The following is an 18,673-nucleotide window of genomic DNA, read 5'->3' as shown; positions in this document are numbered from 1 at the left end:
CCGGCGCGCCTGAAATCAATCGCTCCGGCAGACCGAACTCATCCGCCGGAGCCGATACTCTGGTCGAATTGCACCTGCAGAGCGGACTGTGCGACGTTACCCCGAACCGCGCTTCGGGAGATGCACAGTGATCCAGCCCCTACCCGGCGAAGAATTGCCGGATCTCTTTCCCGGTTTCGAGACCCGCTACCTTGTTTGCGAAGGCACAGAAATCTATCTGCGCCTCGGCGGCAATGGCCCACCCCTGCTGCTGCTGCATGGCTATCCCCAGACCGGAGCCATGTGGCACAAGGTGGCACCGGAGCTTGCCCGGCACTTCACCCTGATCATTCCCGACCTTCCGGGCTATGGCCAAAGCGCGGTCCCCCCGCTTTCCTCCGATCACACTGCCTATTCCAAACGGGAAATAGCCCGGACGATGGTCGCGCTCATGGAGCAGCTCGGCTATTCGCGCTTCTCTCTTGCAGGGCATGACCGCGGCGCAAGGGTTTCCTACCGCCTGGCGCTCGATCACCCGGATACGCTTGAGCGGCTGGCGGTTCTCGACATTCTGCCGACCCATACCTACTGGGCCAGAATGGACCGGGCCTTTGCCTTGAAGGTCTACCACTGGGCCTTCCTGGCTCAGCCTGCCCCGTTTCCGGAAAAAATGATTGCCGCTTCCGCTGAGAGTTTCCTCAACCACACGCTCGCAAGCTGGACCGCGGCCAAGTCGCTCGATTGTTTCTCCGAAGGCGCCCTTGCCCACTATCACGCCTTCTTCGCGCAAGCGGACCGGATTGCCGCCACCTGCGAAGACTACCGTGCCGGAGCCAGCTGCGATTTTGAGCATGATGCGGTGGATGCCGCAGCGGAAAAAAAGATCAAGTGTCCGACACTCGCCTTGTGGGGCCAGACAGGCATTGCTCAAGCCAGCGAAACACCCCTGGACGTCTGGGCCCGCTGGGCGGAGGTAGTAAGCGGCAGAAGCATAGCAGGAGGACATTTCATTGCAGAAGAAAATCCGGGTGGCCTTTTGACCGAAATGCTTCCATTTTTCAAAAAATCAGGATCCACACTCTGGCCATCTTTGAGTGAGATTACACGCTAAACCTGTAAGGTTTGAAATACTCTACAAATGTGCTTTGCGCCCGCTTAAAAACCAGGCGCCCCAGCGTGATCATTCTTGAAGATTTAACGCATAACCTAACGATTCAATTCAAATTAACGCCTTGGGTCTATGCGTTAAAGCGGGTCATGGATACGATCATTCAAATCCGCAGCAAATCAGGCCCAGTAGAAACCGTTGATACTCCATTTCTGAGTTGTCCAGCTTGGACGCGTCCACAAGAACACGGAGAAGGTAAGGGTGTCGGCCAATGCAGAAACTGAAAACCCAGTAGATCCCAGAATGCAGGAAACCCGCGGTTTCTCAGCACGCATGGACATGATCCTTCTGCACTGGAGTAAAAATGGCCGGCATTTTGTCCGGCCGTTGAAGATCGCGCTTATCTGTTTCTTCGTCGCCCTGTTCCTGTCCTTGTTGACTTTCAACGCCACCAATGAACTGAGGCATGTCAATAGGACACTCGACCGGAAGGCAGATGTTACACGGCGGCTTCTTGACTACCAGAACGCCCAAGCGATCGCAGGTGTTGAAAAGACACTGGAAGCTCTGATCCGCATGCCGCAGATGGAAAAAGCTTTTCAATCTGGTGAAACCAGTTATGTGCGCAGGCTCTTGGAGCAGACGATCCCGTTGCTGTCAGGGAACGGGCACATTTCGGAACTGGCCCTTTATGACACGAACCTGCAGTTGCTCCCGGCGCAAAAGGCCCTACCCGAGGCCTCATTTTCGCTCTCAAGCAGCCTGCTAAAGCAGAGCGCGCGAACCGGAAACCTCGTATCTGGGCTGGAACCAGGCACGGACGGCAGCCCGGCTGTTATGGCAATTGCCCCTTGGCGGAAGAATGGTGAAATCGCGGGTTATGTCCGCATCGGTGCCGGGATGCGCCAGACCCTGCAGTTTATCCACTCGACACTGGGTGTCAGCATTATCGAATTTCAGCCGGTTCAGCGGATAAGCCGAGAGCCGGGTTCTACCGGAGCAGGCCAGCAGGGCTGGCTTTTCGCGGGTAACCAGGCGTACAGGCCGATCGGGAAGTCCGTGATTCCGTCAGATATATCTTCACGCATCGGAGCATCGGCCAATGACAACTGGCTGCCTGACAGACTTGTCTGGACTGACGGCCAGCTCCTCATGACCAGTCTCCTGGCGTTGCCCTATGCAGACGGCCAAAACCATAGTTCCCTCCTGATCTCCCATGACATCACGGAGGATGCCCTCACTCTTCTCAAGAGCCTGACGGTGGTCCTCCTTCTGCTCAGCCTTATCGCAATTATCACCTGGGCTTTGTTCAGCCGCATGTCCCATGGATTGCAAAAAGCTGTCTTGCGGACGCGCAGGAAGCTTGAACGTGCTGTGCAGCACAATACCAAGGCACTTGAACGTCAAAAAGACCGGCTGGAAGAAGCTCAACGCATCGCCGCCGTAGGGAGCTGGGAACGCAACTTGCGGACCGGAGAAATTGTATGGTCCGACCAGATCTACCAAATTACTGGCATTCCACACTCAACCTCATTGCCCGAAGCAGTAAAAACCTATTACGACATGGTGCCCGAAGAGGATTTGCGCAGGCTCACAGAAACTGTGAATGCGCACATGGAGACTTGCACTCCCTTCGAAATCGAGCACCAGCTGATCCGGAAGGATGGTGAAGTCCGCCACGTCCATGTGCGGTGTAACATAGAAGCCGGTGATGATGGCAAAGCGGCACGTTTGTTCGGCACGACGCGTGACATCACTGAACAGCACAACGCGCTGGACCGCAGCCAATGGCTTGCTGGTATCCTCGAAGCGTCTTTGAACGAAATTTACATTTTCGACGGTGAGACGTTCAAATGCGAGCACGCAAACAGGTGTGCCCGCGAGAACCTTGGCTACTCGGACCGGGAAATTCTTGATCTGTACCTGTGGGATATCTCTCAGGAGGCAAATCGGGAAAGCCTGCTAAAGACAATCAGCGACGTCGTCGAGGGTCGTTTGACCTCCGTCAAGGTTGAAAGCCGGCACAAACGCAAGGACGGCACCACCTATCCGGTGGAAGTCCAGTTGCAAGCCCACAAGTCCCGCAGCAAGACGTCACTCATAGCTATCTGCAATGACATTTCCGAACGCATCAAGCGCGAGAAGGAAACCCAGCTGGCGCGGGAAGAGGCCGAACGCCTCGCCTATTTCGACGCCCTTACCAGGCTGCCCAACAGGGCAGCCTGCCAGCGTGACGCGAAAGCCGCTTTCGCCCCCGGTAATTCCGAAAAGCCGGCATTCATCATTCACATCGACATAGATAACTTCAAACGGATCAACGATACGCTTGGCCATTCCGCCGGCGATGCCTGCCTTGAAGAGACCGGTGAGAGACTGCAGACAGGGTGCTTCGGCCTTGGAACCGCTTACCGCTGGGGCGGAGATGAGTTTGTTATCCTCGCTTCCGGACCGCACTCTGATGCGGAGGAACTTTGCGAAAGACTGAATCTCGTCATGCGCGGACCGATGGAGTATGAGGGTAATCAGATTTGGCCCTCCGTTTCAATGGGTGTTGCCTGCTGCCCTGATGACGGAGAAGATTTCTCTTCCCTTCTGGTTCACGCTGACCTGGCTCTCTACCGCTCCAAGGACGAGGGCAAGGACCGCTGGAGCTATTTCACCAGCGACATGAAGATCGACAGCGACGAGGAAGCAAGGCTTGAGCAGGAGCTCCGGCTGGCTTTCAGGCGGGACGAGTTCTTCCTGGTGTTCCAGCCCCAGGTCAACAACCGGACGCAGCAGGTGACCGGGGTTGAGGCCCTTGTGCGCTGGCAGCACCCCACCCGGGGTGTTCTGGCGCCTGGGTCCTTCCTGAATGTCATCGAAAAGACCAGCCTCGCTGTGCCTCTCGGCCAGATCGTTCTGGACAAGGCGATTGCCGCAGCGGGCAAATGGAAAAAGGCAGGGCTTCATTTCGGCAGAATGGCCGTGAACCTTTCCCCATCACACCTGCCGTCCGGCACGCTGCTTCAGGATTTCCTGACGGCCATGGCGAAATATGATGTCGGACCGGAACTGCTGACGGCGGAGGTGCTCGAGTCCGTCTTCCTGGACACGGAGCGCAATCACAATTGGCAGGTCCTGGAAGAGCTTTACGACCAGGGCGTCCACATCGAACTCGATGACTTCGGCACCGGCTATGCGTCCCTGTCCCATGTCGCGGACCTCCCGATCAATGGCCTGAAGATCGACCGGAGCTTTACCGCCCAGATCCTGACGGACAACAAGAAAGAGATCGTGGTCAACCACCTCATCCATTTGGCCCGTGCCCTGAACATTGATGTCGTGTGCGAAGGCGTCGAAACAGAAACGCAGTTCGAACGGCTTCGGATGATGGGCAATTTCTCTGTGCAAGGCTACCTGATTGCCCGGCCAATGCCGTTCGAGCAGTTCACCTCATGGCTTGAGGCAAGCCCAGGCGACCTGGCCTTCTTCAGCTAAGACCTTCCCGCCGCCCCTAACTTCTGACTAACTGCACTTGCCACCCGAGGGCTTGAACGCCACTTTCCGCATGAAACTCAAATGGAGGCTTTCATGCAGCACCCTCGTATTGGACTGGCTCTTGGCGGAGGCGGCGCCAGGGGGCTTGCCCATATCCCGGTTCTGGAGGCGTTTGATGACCTTGGTCTCAAGCCTGCTGCCATAGCAGGAACATCGATTGGCTCCATTTTTGGCGCCGCCTACGCCTCAGGCCTGTCTGGCGAACGTCTCCGGTCAATCACTCTGGATACCTTGGGGGACCGCAATGCCGTTCTTGGTCGCCTCTGGAAACTCCGGCCGCGCAAGTTCAACGAGTGGTTCGACGGCAATATGGTGCAGTTCGACCCGCTCAAGGTGCTCAAGGTCTTCGTAGGCGAGCACATTGGCGAAAGGTTCGAGGATCTGCCGATTCCGCTTCAGATCCTGGCAACGGATTTCTATGGCTGCAGCGCCTTCAGGTTTTCCTCAGGCCCTCTCCTGCCGGCCATAGCCGCATCCATCGCAATCCCCGCCGTCTTCAAGCCGGTGAAGCATGACGACCGCGTTCTGGTTGATGGTGGGGTAACCAACCCGCTTCCTTTTGATGTGCTGCCGGAAGACCTGGATATTGTCGTCGCCGTGGACGTGGTCGGTGTGCCCCAGCCCAGACCCGGGCGCCACCTGCCGGGTTCCGTAGATGCCATTTTCGGAACAACCCAGATTCTGATGCAAACAATTACTTCGGAGAAACTCAAGTCGCGCGCGCCGGACATCTTGATACAGCCGCCCCACGACAATGTCCGTGTTCTGGATTTTCTCAAGTCCCGGCAGATTCTCGACAGTGCGGAGCCCCTGCGGGAGCAGACCCGCACACTGCTCATCGCCTCAATAGCCTCTATGTAAATATGCGAGTATTTCAGTCTCGCAACATAGGTACTTTCCGCATTAGAAGATAAGTTTATTTAATATATGGGTGAAATTAACCATCTGTTAACGAATTAAACCAATGCTCGAAGTACATTAACCGAGCATGACGCCCATGACCAAAACCAACGAGCCCTACAGCGCAGACGACTGTCCCGTTCCAGAGACGATTTTCTCGCAGCTGGTCTCGGCGCCCCTAGACGCCGCCATGTCTCTCGCACAAGCGCTGCCTGAAACCCAGCGCAGCCGCCTTGCCGTCTATTGCTACCGCCGCGCACATCTGAGACGGCTCGGCCTGGCAATTGCGGCCTGTTGTTCCAAACGCTCGCTCGTGGAAGAGAGCGGGTACGCAGGCGAACTCATTCACTTCCAGGCCCTGAACATGGAAGCAACCCTTTCGGGTGACCGTTATCTTTCACCGCGCTCTGGCAAACGGCCTATTAGCCTGCACAGCTGCTGATCCCATCCATACAGAGACGGGTTCTCCTCCCACCTGTCTCCAACTGGCAACCGTTCCAAACTCATTTGTCTCCCTTCGGAACGGTTGCCCCTCTCTTCCCTGCATTCTTGATGCTCATTTGCGCTTGCATTCAGTCTGTCAGCGCCTAACCTTCCCTTAGGTCAGAAAACTGCTGGCATGAGGAGGCGGGCATGAGTTGCAATGCGGTTTCCAGACGGGGACGAGGCAGGAGCGCTGCTGCGATATCGGCCTTTCTGCTCGCCTTTTTCATTTCGGCTCCCGCTTTTGCCATTTGCCAGGTGATTGCGGACGGAGCTTTCGGGCCTGCCCGGGTGTACAAAGCCGCGGTGGAAACCGGGTCCGTCAGGATCCGCTATATCGGCCACTCGACATTCGAAATTGAAACACCGGGCGGAATTCGGATTGCCACGGACTACAATGACCAGATCCGGCCCGCCCTTCCGCCAACGGTTGCCACCATGAATGGTGCGCATAGCACGCACTACAGCCTCATGCCCGATCCGGACATTCAGCATCTTCTGCCTGGCTGGAATCCGGACGGAACGCCCGTCGACTACGATCTGACCGTTGGCGACGTGCGCATCCGCAATATCCAGACCAATATCCGCGGCTGGGATGGCGGCAGCCGGAGGCTCGGAAACTCGATCTTTGTGTTTGAAGTGGGAGATCTTTGCATTGCCCATCTCGGGCACCTGCATCACCAGCTGACCGAAGAAGACCTGCTTCGGCTCGGTCAGATCGATGTGGTCTTCGCGGCCGTAGACAATTCGACAACCTTGCGTCTCGAAAGCCTGATGAAAGTCCTGAATGACATCCGGCCCGCGATGGTCATCCCGATGCATTTCCATTTCCCGGGAGCGCTGCAAGCCTTTGCGGCGCGCGCTGCCAGTGATGGCTATGAAATCAGCATGGACACGGATTCAGAGCACGTGGTGAGCCGGACCAATCTTCCGGCCCAGCGCACCGTTCACATCATGCTGCCCAGGTCATAGGCAGCAAGCGCGGTCATTCACAGCGCAGGAAAACAACCTGACTGTCACCAGCGCTGCGGCGGTCCAGCTCTTCAAATCCTGCCGGAATGGCAATCGTGGCGGAGGCCCGCTCTTCCAGAACGCAGATGGTTCCTGGCTTCACCCAGCCGCCTGCAAGTGCCGAGGCAAGCGCTGCTTCGCCCAGGCCCTTGTCATAGGGCGGGTCGGCGAAAACGAGATCGAAAGGCTCGATGGTTCCGGCTGCGCCGAGGCGCGTCGCATCCCGGCGGAAGATCTTTGCCGCGCCATTGAGGCCAAGCGTCTCCATATTCTGACGGATCACGCCCCGCGCTTCCGCACTTTCCTCGATGAAGGTGCAATGACGCGCGCCACGGCTGACGGCCTCGAAACCGAGAGCCCCCGTGCCCGCAAAAAGATCCAGCACCCGGATCCCATCGAGATCAAGCTGGATGCCATGTGCCAGAATGTTGAATATGGTTTCCCGCAAGCGGTCGCTGGTCGGGCGTGTGGCCTGGGTCTTGGGAGCGGCGAGAGCCGCTCCCTTGAACTTGCCTGCGACGATCCTCAAGACCGCCCTCCGCGATGGGGAGGCCGTCCGCCGCGGTCACCACCTCTGCCGCCATTGCGGTCACCGCCACGATCGCCACCGCGTTCACTGCCCCGGCCAGCAGGACGGTCAGCGCGCGGGCCGCGGTTTTCACGCGGTGCCCGTTCTGGACGTCCACCGCGATCTCCCCGGGCCTCGCGATCAAACCCGCCATCGCGGTCCGGGCGTTTCTTGTCGCGGCCGGTCCGGTCTTCCTGGCGCTTGTCCTCCACGATGCCTTCCTCGCTCCAGATGCGGCGCGGAGGACGGGCTGGCCGGGAGAATTCTTCCCGCTCCGGACGGCTCTTGGGCTCGCTGGTCAAACGGAACCGGCTGCGCGGCGACACCTTCACCTGACGCTCGCCAGCATTCTTGCGCCGCTTCTGGCCACCGGAGGGGCGGTCCCCGCCTTTGCGGCCGTCGTCCCGCTTGCCGCCACGGCCACCGGCCTTGGCGCTTTCGCCTTCACGCTGTGTAAGCCAGCCGCCCTTTTCGGCAGGTTTCTGCCCGCGTTCGCCGCCACGCCCTGCGGCTTTCTGCGGCTTGGCTTCTTCTGCCTGAGGCTGATGATAAAGAGGCGCATCAAAATCAGCACCAGCTTCCTCGGCCAGGCTCTCCCCGAGCTGGTCGCGCAGAACGCGGCCGCGGATTTCACGCACTTCACCCTCTTCCAGTTCCATCAGCTGGAACGGGCCGAAGGAAAGACGGATCAAGCGGTTCACCGACAGGCCCAAATGCTCCAGCACCCGCTTGACTTCGCGGTTCTTGCCTTCACGCAGGCCAACCGTCAGCCAGCAGTTATCGCCCTGCTGCTTGTCGAGCGTTGCTTCGATGGCGCCATAGAGCACGCCGTCGATCGCAACACCCTCCGCCAGGGAGTTCAGCTGTTCCTGGGTCACGGAACCGAATGCGCGCACCCGGTAGCGGCGCAGCCAGCCGGTTGCCGGAAGCTCAAGCACGCGGGCCAGACCGCCATCATTGGTCAGAAGCAGCAGGCCTTCGGTATTGATATCGAGACGGCCAACGGCGATCACGCGCGGCAGATCCCGCGGCAGGCGTTCGAACACAGTCGTACGGCCCTCCGGATCCTTGTTGGTGGTCACCAGACCCCGCGGCTTGTGATAGAGCCACAGACGGGTCCGCTCGCGCATCGGCAGCGGCTCGCCATCGACAACGACCTTGTCCTTTGCGGTCACGGTCACTGCCGGCGTTTCCAGAAGCTGGCCATTGACCTCGACGCGCCCTTCCGCGATCCAGGCTTCCGCATCACGGCGGGAGCAGAGACCAGCACGGGCCATCACCTTGGCAATCCGCTCGCCCTTTTCCAGATCGAAGCTTTCGACCTCAGCGGGACGCTCTTTGCGCGGCTTGTCCGAACGCCTGTCCGCCCCAGGACCGGTCCGGTGGCTGCCATCCGGCGCACCCCGTCCACGGCCTTCGGAGCCCGGCTTGCCGCCACCCCATTTTCCGCCACCTTGACGCTTGCCGTCACCGTCGCGCCCGAAGGACTTCTTGGGGCCGAAACCAGGCTTGCCGGACGGGCGCTGAGGCCGTCCGCCTTCGCGGTCCTCACGGCGGCCTTCAGGGCCGTCACCAGAGGCTGAGGAAAACCGGTTGCCACGAGGGCGCGAATCCCGATCCCCGGGCTTGCCGCCGGAAAAACGGGACTTGGAGCCGCCAGCCGGACGAGGTCCGCGGCGGTTCTTTGGGGGCTGTTCTGTCGTCATGCGCGCGTCATAGCAGAGCCAGAGGATTTCGGGAATCAGCAAGTGCTGCCTTTTTCGCAGAACAGCCCGGCTTTATGGGCATACCGCCGGTTTTGTCTCCTGTGCCCCGTTTAACGGCTGACAGCCCAAAACTGTAAAGCTACAACCGGCACATTCCGTAGCTTCAATGGACGTCTTGCCCCATGCCAGCCGGCACTCCCTATCCGCCCTCCCAAAACACCGGGGCCTCTAGCATCAGCTTCATGACGGAGGCCCTGCGGCAGGCGGAACTTGCTGCAGCCCGCGGGGAGGTGCCGGTCGGAGCTGTCCTGGTGCAAAACGGCGCCATCCTGGCGGCAGATGGCAACCGGACCCTTGAGCTGAATGACCCGACCGCCCATGCCGAAATCCAGGTCATCCGCGCGGCCTGCGCAAAACTTGGCACCCAGCGCCTTCCCGAGTGCGATCTCTATGTAACCCTCGAACCCTGCCCCATGTGCGCGGGGGCTATTTCTTTCGCCCGCATCCGCCGCCTTTACTTTGGAGCAAGCGACGAGAAGGGAGGAGCCGTCGAGCACGGAACCCGTTTCTTCTGCCAGCCGACTTGTCACCACGCCCCAGAGGTTTATTCAGGTATTTCAGAGCGCCCGGCCGCACAGCTTTTGAAAGAATTCTTCCAGGAGAGACGTGACTAGAAATCTTTTGCTTAAAAAATCTGAAATCAGGCTTCCGATCACCACTCGCATTCTGCCCTTGCGGAAACATGGAGTTAGAAGGGAAAACTCTCTGTAAGTTTTCCCAATACTCTCCACGCTCCACGGTTTTTTATCTAATGAAAACCAACGCTTAACACTTTCCCTAAATTCTCAAGCGGGTTGAATGGTTTGGGGCATTTGATGGCGAAGAAGTTGCTTCTCCACTTCGGGGTGTGGATTGCGGCGGCCATGGCAGTTTCACTGACCATGACGCACGGCGCCTGGGCAACCGATACAGGCCGTTCTGTGCTTGAGGCACATGAAAGCCTGAGGGAGAGCCTCGATCTGCTTTGGGTCATGATCGCGGCAGCTCTCGTTCTGATGATGCAGGTCGGCTTCATGCTGCTGGAGGCAGGACTTGTCCGCTCAAAGAACTCCATCAACGTCGCCCAGAAGAACCTCCTGGATTTCGCCTTCAGCGTTATAGCCTTCGCCAGCGTAGGGTTCATGTTCGCCTTTGGCGCGTCAAACGGCTTCTGGATCGGTTTCGACCAGAACCTGTTTCTTCTGGAAAAGCTCGACACCTGGGGCTACGCCTTCTTCGCTTTTCAGGTGATGTTTTGCGGGACGGCTGCGACCATCATCTCCGGAGCGGTTGCCGAACGCATGCGGCTCTCCGCTTATGTCTGGTGTTCTCTGTTTACGGCTGCGGTCATCTATCCAGTCTTCACGCACTGGGCTTGGGGGAGCGCTCTGATCGAAAACACGAGCTCCTTTCTGGCCAACCAGGGCTTCGTGGATTTCGCCGGTTCAACCGTTGTTCATGGCACCGGCGGCTGGATCGCACTTGCTGCCTGCCTGCTCATCGGCCCCCGGCAGGGCCGGTATGATCACAACGGTCTGCCCATGCGCATCCAGGGGCACAGTTCGGTGCTTGCCACCGCTGGCGCGCTGCTTTTGTTTGTTGGATGGATCGGGTTCAACGGCGGATCGACCCTCAAGGCATCCGCAGATATCGCTCCCATCATCGTCAACACGGTTCTGGCCGCTGCCACGGGGGCGGCGGCGGGCTATTTCCTCGGCTGGTCCCAGGACAGGGTGATCCTGCCTGAGAAGTCACTTTCCGGACTTCTGGGAGGCCTTGTAGCCATCACCGCTGGCTGCCATGTGCTGACGCCTGCGGGCAGTGCGGTCATCGGCGTCTTGGGAGGCCTTGCGGCTGTCTACTCGACTACCCTCATCGAGCGGTATCTGAAGATCGACGACGCAGTCGGGGCCATCGGGGTCCACGGTGTTGCCGGTGTCGTCGGCACACTCGGGCTTGCGTTGCTTGCGCCTGAAAGCCATCTCCCCTTGGGGGACCGCGGCGCCCAGTTCCTGATCCAGCTTGAAGGCGTTGTGATCAACTTTGTCTGGTGCTTTGGTGCCGGATACGTCTTCCTCCGCGCCCTGTCTTTTGCCGTTCCGCTGCGCATTGATGCGAATGCGGAAGACATCGGCATGAACGAATCCGAGCACGGCACACGCCTCGGCATCGGCCATGTGGAAGACGCTTTGGAAAAGGTGATCGCGGGCAAGGCTGACTTGAACATGCGCCTGGCCGTCGAACGCGGCGACGATTCCGAGCGCCTGACACGCATGTTCAACGCTCTCATGGACACGATCCAGAATGTTGAAGTTGCCCAGGGCAAAGCCGCCGACGCAAAGCGCTCGCGCGAGGAAGGCGAGAGGATGTCCGCCCTCGCCAACGCGACCTTCGACGCCATCGTGATCTCCGTCGACGGGCGCATCCTCGACGGCAATGCCGCCCTTGAGGATCTCCTGGGTTACAAGATCGATGAGCTGAAGATGCGCGGTCTCTATGAGTTCGTGCAGTCAGAGCTGGCAGGCACCCTGGAAAGCCATCTTGCGAAAGCCGAGCTTCAGCCGCGGGAAATGGAGCTGGTCAATCGCAGTGGTGAGCCCATCCCGGTCGAAATCCGCACCCGCGTCATCGCCTACCGCGGAACGCCGACCCGCGTCTCAGCACTCGTTGACCTTCGCCAGCGCAAGGCAGCCGAAGCCAAGATCCTGCATCTTGCCCAGCATGACACTCTGACCGACCTGCCGAACCGCGCTGTCTTCAATTCCGAGATCAATCACGTGATCGACTATTGCCGGACCACAGGCAAATCTGCGGCCCTTCTGCTGCTGGATCTGGATAGATTCAAGGATATCAATGACATTCACGGTCACCCGGTCGGCGACAAGGTTATCCGTGTGACAGCAGACAGACTGCGCGAACACACCCGCCCCGCAGACACGATCGCCCGGCTGGGCGGGGATGAGTTCGCCGTGATCCTGCGCGGGATCGAGTTCTCCAATCAGGCTGCTGACCTCGCGCACCGGCTGGTCCATCTGCTCGCCGAGCCGATAGACTGCGGAAACGGTCTTGTGCTTAGGCCCGGTGCAAGCATCGGCGTCGCCTTGATCACCCGTGAAACCGAGAACGCAGAGGTGATTGTCTCCAACGCGGACATCGCGCTGTACAATGCAAAGGACCTGGGACGCCGGACCTACAAGGTCTATCAGCCCGGCATGGGCGACGAGATGCGCGCAAGGCGCCTTCTGGAAGAGGACCTGCATGACGCCATTCAGGCGGGGCAGTTCGAGCTTCACTTCCAGCCCCGGCTGGATCTGAAGACACTGAGAATTGCTTCCTATGAGGCCCTCATCCGCTGGAACCACCCGGTCCGGGGACAGGTCAGCCCGGTGGACTTCATCCCGGCCGCCGAGAACTCCGGCCAGATCATTCCAATCGGCCAGTGGGTCATTGACGCTGCTCTCTCAGCTGCAAAGGCCAGCATCCTTGATGCCCGGATCAGCGTGAATGTCAGCCCGGTACAGTTCCGCGATGCCGATTTCATCGACAATGTGCGCAAGGCCTTGGAACGTCATCAAGTAGAGGCAAGCAGGCTGGAGTTCGAGATCACCGAAAATCTCCTGATTGAAGACGACGAGCGCGCTTTGTCGATCTTGATGAGCCTCAAGGATCTTGGCTTCAAGATCGCCCTTGATGACTTTGGTGTGGGCTACTCGTCTCTCGGCTATCTCAGCCGGTTCCCGTTCGACACGATCAAGATCGACCGTTCCTTTGTTCAGGAAGCAGGCCAGAACTCTTCCTCTCAGGCCATCATCGAAACGGTTGTCCGGCTCGGCAAGGCGCTGAACATGAGCATCGTGGCGGAAGGTGTCGAAGAAATGGACAAGCTGCTGTTTCTGGCAAGCAGCGGCTGCGACGAAATCCAGGGGTTCCTGATTGGCCGTCCGAAGCCGCTCGCAAATTTGCAGCGCAACCTTCCTCCGCTCGTCACGGAGGCTCTGGCAAGCCTCACGGAAATCCCCAAAAGCATGCACATGTACCGGAACACAACGGTTCCCAAGGCTGCCGCCGAATAACGCCTACTTACGCCCAAAGAGCTTTTCGATATCGGAGAGCTTGAGTTCGACCCAAGTGGGGCGCCCGTGGTTGCACTGCCCTGACAGTGGGGTTGCCTCCATGTCCCGCAAAAGCGCATCCATTTCAGGGGCCCGCATACGGCGTCCGGCGCGGATCGACCCATGACAGGCCATGGTGGCTGCCACATGGTCGAGACGCTCACGCAAGCCCGTCGCGGTATCCCACTCCGCCAGCTCATCGACGAGATCCATAACCATGCCCCGGATGTTCATGTCTCCAAGCATCGCCGGAGTTTCCCGCACGGCCACCGCGCCCGGTCCAAAGGCCTCCAGCGACAAGCCAACAGCTTCCAGCTCTTCAGAGTGCTCCGTCAGGCGGGCGACATCCTCTTCCGGCAGTTCGACCACTTCGGGGATCAAGAGCATCTGGCGGGCGACCGACTTTTTAGCCAGCGCCTCCTTCAGGCGCTCATAAACCAGCCGTTCGTGGGCGGCATGCTGATCCACAATGACGATGCCGTCTTCCGTCTGGGAGATAATATAGGTGCCATGAACCTGGGCGCGGGCCGCCCCGAGGGGCAGCGCCATATGCTGCTCATCAGCGGGAATGTCATTCGCCCGCGCATCGGCTGACGGCATGACAAGCGAGGACAGGCTGTCCTGATGCTCGGGGGCATAGGAAGCCGCCGGCTCTGCAAAAGCCCCTTCAGCGCCAAAGGGCATGCCGCCTGCTGCCGGTGAAGAAACCTGAGACGGGGCCGCAGGGCGGAATGCATCAGGCGCCCAGTGCCGCGCAGGCTGAGGCTGCCATCCCGGTGTCTGGCGCGGTGCTCCGAACCCGGTTGCCCGGATGGCGTCCATGGCGACAGCAGCGTTGGACGTTGACGACCTGTGCCCGGCCTGAAGCAGCGCCTGCTTGATGGAGCCCACGAGAAGGCCGCGCACCAGCTGTCCGTCCCGGAACCGCACATCGGCTTTTGCCGGATGGACATTGACGTCCACCAGCTGCGGTTCGAGCTCCAGAAACAGAACGACAACGGGATGCCGGTCGCGGGCCAGCACATCCGCATAAGCTCCCCGCAAGCCGGAAAGCAGCAGCTTGTCCTTCACTGGACGCCCATTCACGAAGAAAAACTGGAACTGAGCCGTGCCCCGGTGATGGGTCGGCAAACCGGCAAATCCGGTAAGCCTGACCCCTTCCCGCTCCGCATCGATTTCCATGGCGTTGTCGACGAAATCCTGGCCAAGCACCTGAGCGATCCGGGCAAGACGCGGGTCCCCGCCGCGGGCAGCTGGCCACGCCTGCGGCTGCCGGTCAGCTCCGGAAAGGGAAAAACCGATCTGCGGATAAGCCAGAGCGATACGCCGGATCACCTCCGTAATCGCCGAAGCCTCGGCGCGGTCGGATTTCAGGAACTTCAGACGGGCGGGCGTCGCGAAAAAGAGGTCGCGGACCTCTACCTGGGTTCCCTTATGACGGGCTGCCGGCATGGCCGATGTCTCCCGCCCGCCTTCCACTGCAATCTGCCACGCATGGTCTTCGTCCGCATGACGGGTCTGAATGGCAAGCCGGGCAATCGAGCCGATAGAGGGAAGCGCCTCGCCGCGAAAGCCCAAAGTCCGGATGTCGAACAAGTCCTCCTCGCGGATCTTGGACGTGCAATGACGGCGGATGGCCAGTTCCAAGTCCTTCCTGGTCATGCCCGATCCGTCATCAGACACGCGCATCAGGGTTTTGCCGCCTGCTGCCGTCACGACATCCACCAAGGTTGCCCCTGCATCAACGGCATTCTCGACCAGTTCCTTGATGACGCTGGCTGGCCGCTCGATCACTTCACCGGCGGCAATCCGGTTAATGACATCCTCACTGAGCTGGCGAACCTGCATCCAAATTCCTTTCCATGGTTCCGTCTGCCACATGCTTCCTGTAAGGTCCGCGCGGCTTCCCGGCCGATTCCGCCGTACCTTATCAGATCCCCCAGCTTCCGAGTGACCTTCCATGAATGCTTCTGCACCGCTTCTTGTCTCCGGCCTTCGCGACATTGCACCGGAGTATTCAGCTGTCCTGTGCGACGTTTGGGGCGTGCTCCACAATGGTGTCACCAAGTTCCCGGAAGCGTCCGGAGCTTTGTCCGCCTTCCGGCAGAAAGCTGGCGGAACCGTTGTTCTGATCACCAATGCCCCGCGTCTCAATGGTCTGATCAGGGAACAACTCGCCGCTTTGGGAATCGGCCAGGATGTCTACGATGACATCGTGACATCAGGCGATGTCACCCGGGAATATATCGAAGCGCATCCCGGCGCGAAGGTTTTGCATATCGGCCCGGACATCCACCTTTCCCTCTATGAGGGGCTGGACCTGAGCCTTTCTTCCGAAGAAGACGCAACCCTGATCAGCTGCACGGGCCTTCTCAACGATGAACAGGAAACTCCGGACGATTACAGGGATCAGCTGGAAAGGCTGGCCAAGCGCGGTCTGACTATGATCTGCGCCAATCCGGACATTGTTGTCGAGCGCGGCGAACGCCTGATCTGGTGCGCAGGCGCCCTGGCCCGGCTCTATGAGGATTTTGGGGGCAAGGTTGCCATTCTCGGCAAGCCGCATGCACCGATCTATGACGCCGCCTGCCAGCGCCTTGAGGTTCTGCGCGGAGCACCCGCTGACCGCGGGGCAATCCTGTGCGTCGGCGACGGTCTGCCGACAGATATCCGCGGTGCGGTTTCCCAGGATCTGGACGTCCTTTTCGTTACCGGCGGCATCCACGCTTCTGATTTCGGGCCAACCCATGAGCCGGACGAGGCACTGGTGCGCCGCCGCCTGGCCGAAGAGGGCCTGCGCGCCCGCGCCGCAATCCCCCGGCTTGTCTGGTAACCAGTCATTCTGCCTAGGGTGTGGACCCATAAATTTGAAGGTAATGGCGCGTCAACTGGCACTGAAAGGCAAGGCGAGAGGCGAAAAGCGGGCTTTATGCCCGGTTGAGACGCTCAACGCCGCATTTCACAGCCAGTTGCGCGTCCTGTAAGGATTTGGCGAATTTGTCCGGCTACAGCGTTGCAAGACTTTGAAAGCCATACGGCTTCCTGCAGTCTCGCGCCTTGTAGCCAAACAAATTCGCTCAAACCATTGCCTCCAAATTTATGGGTCCACACCCTAATGCCGGGAGGCCAAACAGCAAAAAGGCCGCCTGACAGGCAGCCTTTTCAGTCAGCACCAGAGGTCCGGCATCACCCGAACAGCTTGTCGATATCCGCCTGAGTGTCGCCCTGAGACTCTTCCCCTGTGTCGTTGAGCATCGCATCGATGTCGGACTGGGAAACCCCTTCGCCTTCGTGCTGCGGCCCATGGAGGATCTGCTCGCGCTTGCGGCGGTCCTCGTCCGTTTCCTCAGCTGGCGTTTCAAAGCCTTCAGGTATGCGAAGTTGATCGACGAATGCGCTCACCCGCTGGTCTATGTAGTTCAGCGTCGCGACCACTTTCGAAATCCGCTGGCCGGTGATGTCCTGGAACGTGCAGGCTTCGAAAATCTCGATCATCTTGTCGCTCACCATCTGCTGGTAAGCTTCGGCGTCGCTGGTGTCGGCAGACATGATCTCTTCTGCCGCTTCCATAATGGAATGCGTTGCTTTTTCGGTCGCCTCGACAATGGCGTCCAGCTCCCGTCCCGCACTCGGGATCTTGCTGGTCTTCATGTCGTTGGCGCGCAGGGCCGCGATCTCAGCCTTCATCCGGGTGATTTCCCGGGCGATTGCCGTGAGTTCCCCTGTAACAGCCGGCTGAACCGCCGCAACCACTTCCTGCATGGACCCGGACATGACTTCAGCAAGCTGCATGACGTCGGTCAGGGATACATCGCCGCCGCGGTTTTTATTTTCTTGCAGAAAGTCGATAACCTTCGCCAGACTTTCTTTTGTCATAGCGGCCATTGGATCAGCCTTTCTTTTTTAAAGAGAAGGGGGCCTGCCGCTCTCCCTCCACCCCGCCGGAGGTCTAACCAGAGCGGCCTTAAACGGTCCCGGTTCCATGCTCCCCAGCATGGTCCCCTTTTTTCCCGGTAGGCGATGCCGGCGGCACCTGATGTCACGAGTACCGCCCGTCTCATCGCGCCGGTTTTAATCCGAGAACACTGCCTCGATCTTACCCTTCAGCGTCTGCGCATTGAACGGCTTCACGATGTAGTTGTTCACACCTGCCTTCTTGGCGGCGATCACGTTTTCGGTCTTGGATTCAGCAGTGACCATGATGAACGGGGTCTTGCTCAGACTTCCATCCGCACGAACCTGCTTGAGCAGTTCATATCCGGTCATCGGCTCCATGTTCCAGTCAGAAATGACCAGACCATAACGGCGCTGTTTCATCTTCTCGAGCGCTTCGGTGCCGTCCGCTGCGTCATCGATGTTTTCAAAACCAAGCTGCTTAAGCAGGTTCCGGATAATACGGATCATCGTCTTGTAGTCATCGACCACGAGGACCGGCATCTGAAGATCAAGGGCCATCGTATACTCCATACTGTCAAACTACGCGGCCCGTGCCCATGGGCCGAGGAAACGCGACATGACGTCAAAGGAGAGAGGCACCAATTTTGTGTCCCCGCCTCCCCACACTCTGGAGAAACTAGCCTAAGCCCCTGAAAACTCCGTTAATGCGCCAGACTTTATGCATCCAAAGCCCAATTGTCCGTGCCGTGACTGTTCCATAACGTATGCAACACAAGGATTTTTCACGTCTTAACCGGGATAGCGCCATGCTGGAATTGCAGACCCTGTACTTTGAAGATCTGACGATCGGGATGCAGGAAACCCTCGAAAAACACGTCAGTTCATCGGACGTCGTCGGTTTTGCCGAAGTTTCTGGAGACCGCAATCCCATCCATCTTTCAGAGCATTTCGCCGCCCGGACGCCCTTCAAGACCCGCATCGCGCACGGCCTCTATACAGCAAGCCTGATATCTGCGGTTCTCGGAACACGGCTGCCCGGTCCTGGCGCGATCTATCTCTCACAAACCCTGAACTTCAAGGCGCCGGTCCGCATTGACGACAAGGTGCTTGTGACCGTCCGGGTCGAGGAGCTTCTGGAACGCGGCAACAGAGCCCGCCTCTCCTGCGTCTGCAGTGTCGAAGGAACCGTGGTCCTTGAGGGAGAGGCTCTGGTCAAGGTTCCCTCCCGATCCGAGGATCTTTGAGAAAAGAACGGTTGCGCCAAACGAGCAGATCGGGCACTTGCCTTGCTTGACCTTTGGCCTGCGAACCGGCAGGTTCCCTGCTCAAA

The 18,673-nt window shown here is 59.1% G+C and carries 14 protein-coding genes; 9 read left to right on the top strand and 5 right to left on the bottom strand.

What is annotated here, in order from left to right:
- Window positions 1-127 precede the first annotated feature (127 nt).
- The 5 genes from IG616_RS15665 to IG616_RS15645 all read left to right on the top strand — a co-directional run bounded on the left by IG616_RS15665 (window position 128) and on the right by IG616_RS15645 (window position 6,982).
- Window positions 128-1,090: an alpha/beta fold hydrolase gene (locus tag IG616_RS15665; protein ID WP_343072382.1), complete on the top strand. Its 963-nt coding sequence runs from the start codon at window positions 128-130 to the stop codon at window positions 1,088-1,090.
- A 300-nt stretch (window positions 1,091-1,390) separates the two neighbouring features.
- A complete protein-coding gene (locus IG616_RS15660; RefSeq protein ID WP_192149101.1) occupies window positions 1,391-4,567 on the top strand; it encodes a bifunctional diguanylate cyclase/phosphodiesterase in 3,177 nt (1,058 codons plus the stop codon).
- Window positions 4,568-4,660: 93 nt separating this feature from the next.
- Window positions 4,661-5,488 (top strand): patatin-like phospholipase family protein, encoded by an 828-nt coding sequence (locus IG616_RS15655; RefSeq protein WP_192149100.1) that lies wholly within the window; start codon window positions 4,661-4,663, stop codon window positions 5,486-5,488.
- A gap of 136 nt (window positions 5,489-5,624) precedes the next feature.
- A complete protein-coding gene (locus IG616_RS15650) occupies window positions 5,625-5,969 on the top strand; it encodes a hypothetical protein (RefSeq protein WP_209007587.1) in 345 nt (114 codons plus the stop codon).
- Between the two features lie 191 nt (window positions 5,970-6,160).
- Window positions 6,161-6,982, top strand: coding sequence for an MBL fold metallo-hydrolase (locus IG616_RS15645; RefSeq protein ID WP_192149099.1), 822 nt, complete (start codon window positions 6,161-6,163; stop codon window positions 6,980-6,982).
- Between the two features lie 13 nt (window positions 6,983-6,995).
- On the opposite strand, the gene rsmD is transcribed toward IG616_RS15645, so the two are convergent.
- Both rsmD and IG616_RS15635 read right to left on the bottom strand, forming a co-directional pair.
- Entirely contained in the window at window positions 6,996-7,550 is a 555-nt protein-coding gene (gene rsmD / locus IG616_RS15640; RefSeq protein WP_192149098.1) for a 16S rRNA (guanine(966)-N(2))-methyltransferase RsmD, read from the bottom strand.
- Window positions 7,547-9,295, bottom strand: coding sequence for a pseudouridine synthase (locus IG616_RS15635; protein WP_192149097.1), 1,749 nt, complete (start codon window positions 9,293-9,295; stop codon window positions 7,547-7,549). Before IG616_RS15635 ends, rsmD begins: the two co-directional genes overlap by 4 nt.
- A gap of 242 nt (window positions 9,296-9,537) precedes the next feature.
- Between IG616_RS15635 and IG616_RS15630 the strand changes: the two genes are divergently transcribed.
- Window positions 9,538-9,969, top strand: coding sequence for a nucleoside deaminase (locus IG616_RS15630; protein ID WP_192149096.1), 432 nt, complete (start codon window positions 9,538-9,540; stop codon window positions 9,967-9,969).
- A gap of 201 nt (window positions 9,970-10,170) precedes the next feature.
- Complete coding sequence (gene amt / locus IG616_RS15625; RefSeq protein WP_209007583.1) at window positions 10,171-13,407, top strand: ammonium transporter; 3,237 nt, start codon at window positions 10,171-10,173, stop codon at window positions 13,405-13,407.
- Window positions 13,408-13,410: 3 nt separating this feature from the next.
- Here the strand turns inward: amt and mutL are convergent, their stop codons facing one another.
- Complete coding sequence (mutL, locus tag IG616_RS15620) at window positions 13,411-15,294, bottom strand: DNA mismatch repair endonuclease MutL (RefSeq protein ID WP_192149095.1); 1,884 nt, start codon at window positions 15,292-15,294, stop codon at window positions 13,411-13,413.
- Between the two features lie 112 nt (window positions 15,295-15,406).
- Here mutL and IG616_RS15615 point away from each other — a divergent pair, with 112 nt between their 5' ends.
- Complete coding sequence (locus IG616_RS15615) at window positions 15,407-16,279, top strand: TIGR01459 family HAD-type hydrolase (RefSeq protein WP_192149094.1); 873 nt, start codon at window positions 15,407-15,409, stop codon at window positions 16,277-16,279.
- 353 nt (window positions 16,280-16,632) lie between these two features.
- On the opposite strand, the gene IG616_RS15610 is transcribed toward IG616_RS15615, so the two are convergent.
- Together IG616_RS15610 and IG616_RS15605 are read right to left on the bottom strand one after the other, a co-directional pair.
- On the bottom strand, window positions 16,633-17,331 hold the full coding sequence (locus tag IG616_RS15610) for a protein phosphatase CheZ (RefSeq protein ID WP_209007581.1): 699 nt from the start codon (window positions 17,329-17,331) through the stop codon (window positions 16,633-16,635).
- Window positions 17,332-17,517: 186 nt separating this feature from the next.
- Window positions 17,518-17,901, bottom strand: a complete 384-nt coding sequence (locus tag IG616_RS15605; RefSeq protein ID WP_073008625.1) for a response regulator — start codon at window positions 17,899-17,901, stop codon at window positions 17,518-17,520.
- Between the two features lie 248 nt (window positions 17,902-18,149).
- On the opposite strand from IG616_RS15605, the gene IG616_RS15600 reads away from it, so the two are divergent.
- Window positions 18,150-18,587, top strand: a complete 438-nt coding sequence (locus tag IG616_RS15600) for a MaoC family dehydratase (protein ID WP_192149093.1) — start codon at window positions 18,150-18,152, stop codon at window positions 18,585-18,587.
- Window positions 18,588-18,673 lie beyond the last annotated feature (86 nt).

Source organism: Roseibium litorale, from assembly GCF_014842915.1.
Classification (GTDB): Bacteria; Pseudomonadota; Alphaproteobacteria; order Rhizobiales; family Stappiaceae; genus Roseibium; species Roseibium litorale.
The sequence above is the reverse complement of the archived record's forward strand: the minus strand, read 5'-3'. Positions and strand labels throughout refer to the sequence as shown.

Excerpts from the sequence above, each read along its gene's own strand:
- IG616_RS15650 (WP_209007587.1), top strand. The coding sequence starts at position 5,625 with ATGACCAAAACCAACGAGCCCTACAGCGCAGACGACTGTCCCGTTCCA.
- IG616_RS15615 (WP_192149094.1), top strand. The coding sequence starts at position 15,407 with ATGAATGCTTCTGCACCGCTTCTTGTCTCCGGCCTTCGCGACATTGCA.
- IG616_RS15645 (WP_192149099.1), top strand. The coding sequence starts at position 6,161 with ATGAGTTGCAATGCGGTTTCCAGACGGGGACGAGGCAGGAGCGCTGCT.
- IG616_RS15655 (WP_192149100.1), top strand. The coding sequence starts at position 4,661 with ATGCAGCACCCTCGTATTGGACTGGCTCTTGGCGGAGGCGGCGCCAGG.
- IG616_RS15600 (WP_192149093.1), top strand. The coding sequence starts at position 18,150 with ATGCTGGAATTGCAGACCCTGTACTTTGAAGATCTGACGATCGGGATG.
- IG616_RS15605 (WP_073008625.1), bottom strand. The coding sequence starts at position 17,901 with ATGGCCCTTGATCTTCAGATGCCGGTCCTCGTGGTCGATGACTACAAG.
- IG616_RS15660 (WP_192149101.1), top strand. The coding sequence starts at position 1,391 with ATGCAGGAAACCCGCGGTTTCTCAGCACGCATGGACATGATCCTTCTG.
- IG616_RS15610 (WP_209007581.1), bottom strand. The coding sequence starts at position 17,331 with ATGGCCGCTATGACAAAAGAAAGTCTGGCGAAGGTTATCGACTTTCTG.
- mutL (WP_192149095.1), bottom strand. The coding sequence starts at position 15,294 with ATGCAGGTTCGCCAGCTCAGTGAGGATGTCATTAACCGGATTGCCGCC.
- amt (WP_209007583.1), top strand. The coding sequence starts at position 10,171 with ATGGCGAAGAAGTTGCTTCTCCACTTCGGGGTGTGGATTGCGGCGGCC.
- IG616_RS15635 (WP_192149097.1), bottom strand. The coding sequence starts at position 9,295 with ATGACGACAGAACAGCCCCCAAAGAACCGCCGCGGACCTCGTCCGGCT.
- IG616_RS15630 (WP_192149096.1), top strand. The coding sequence starts at position 9,538 with ATGACGGAGGCCCTGCGGCAGGCGGAACTTGCTGCAGCCCGCGGGGAG.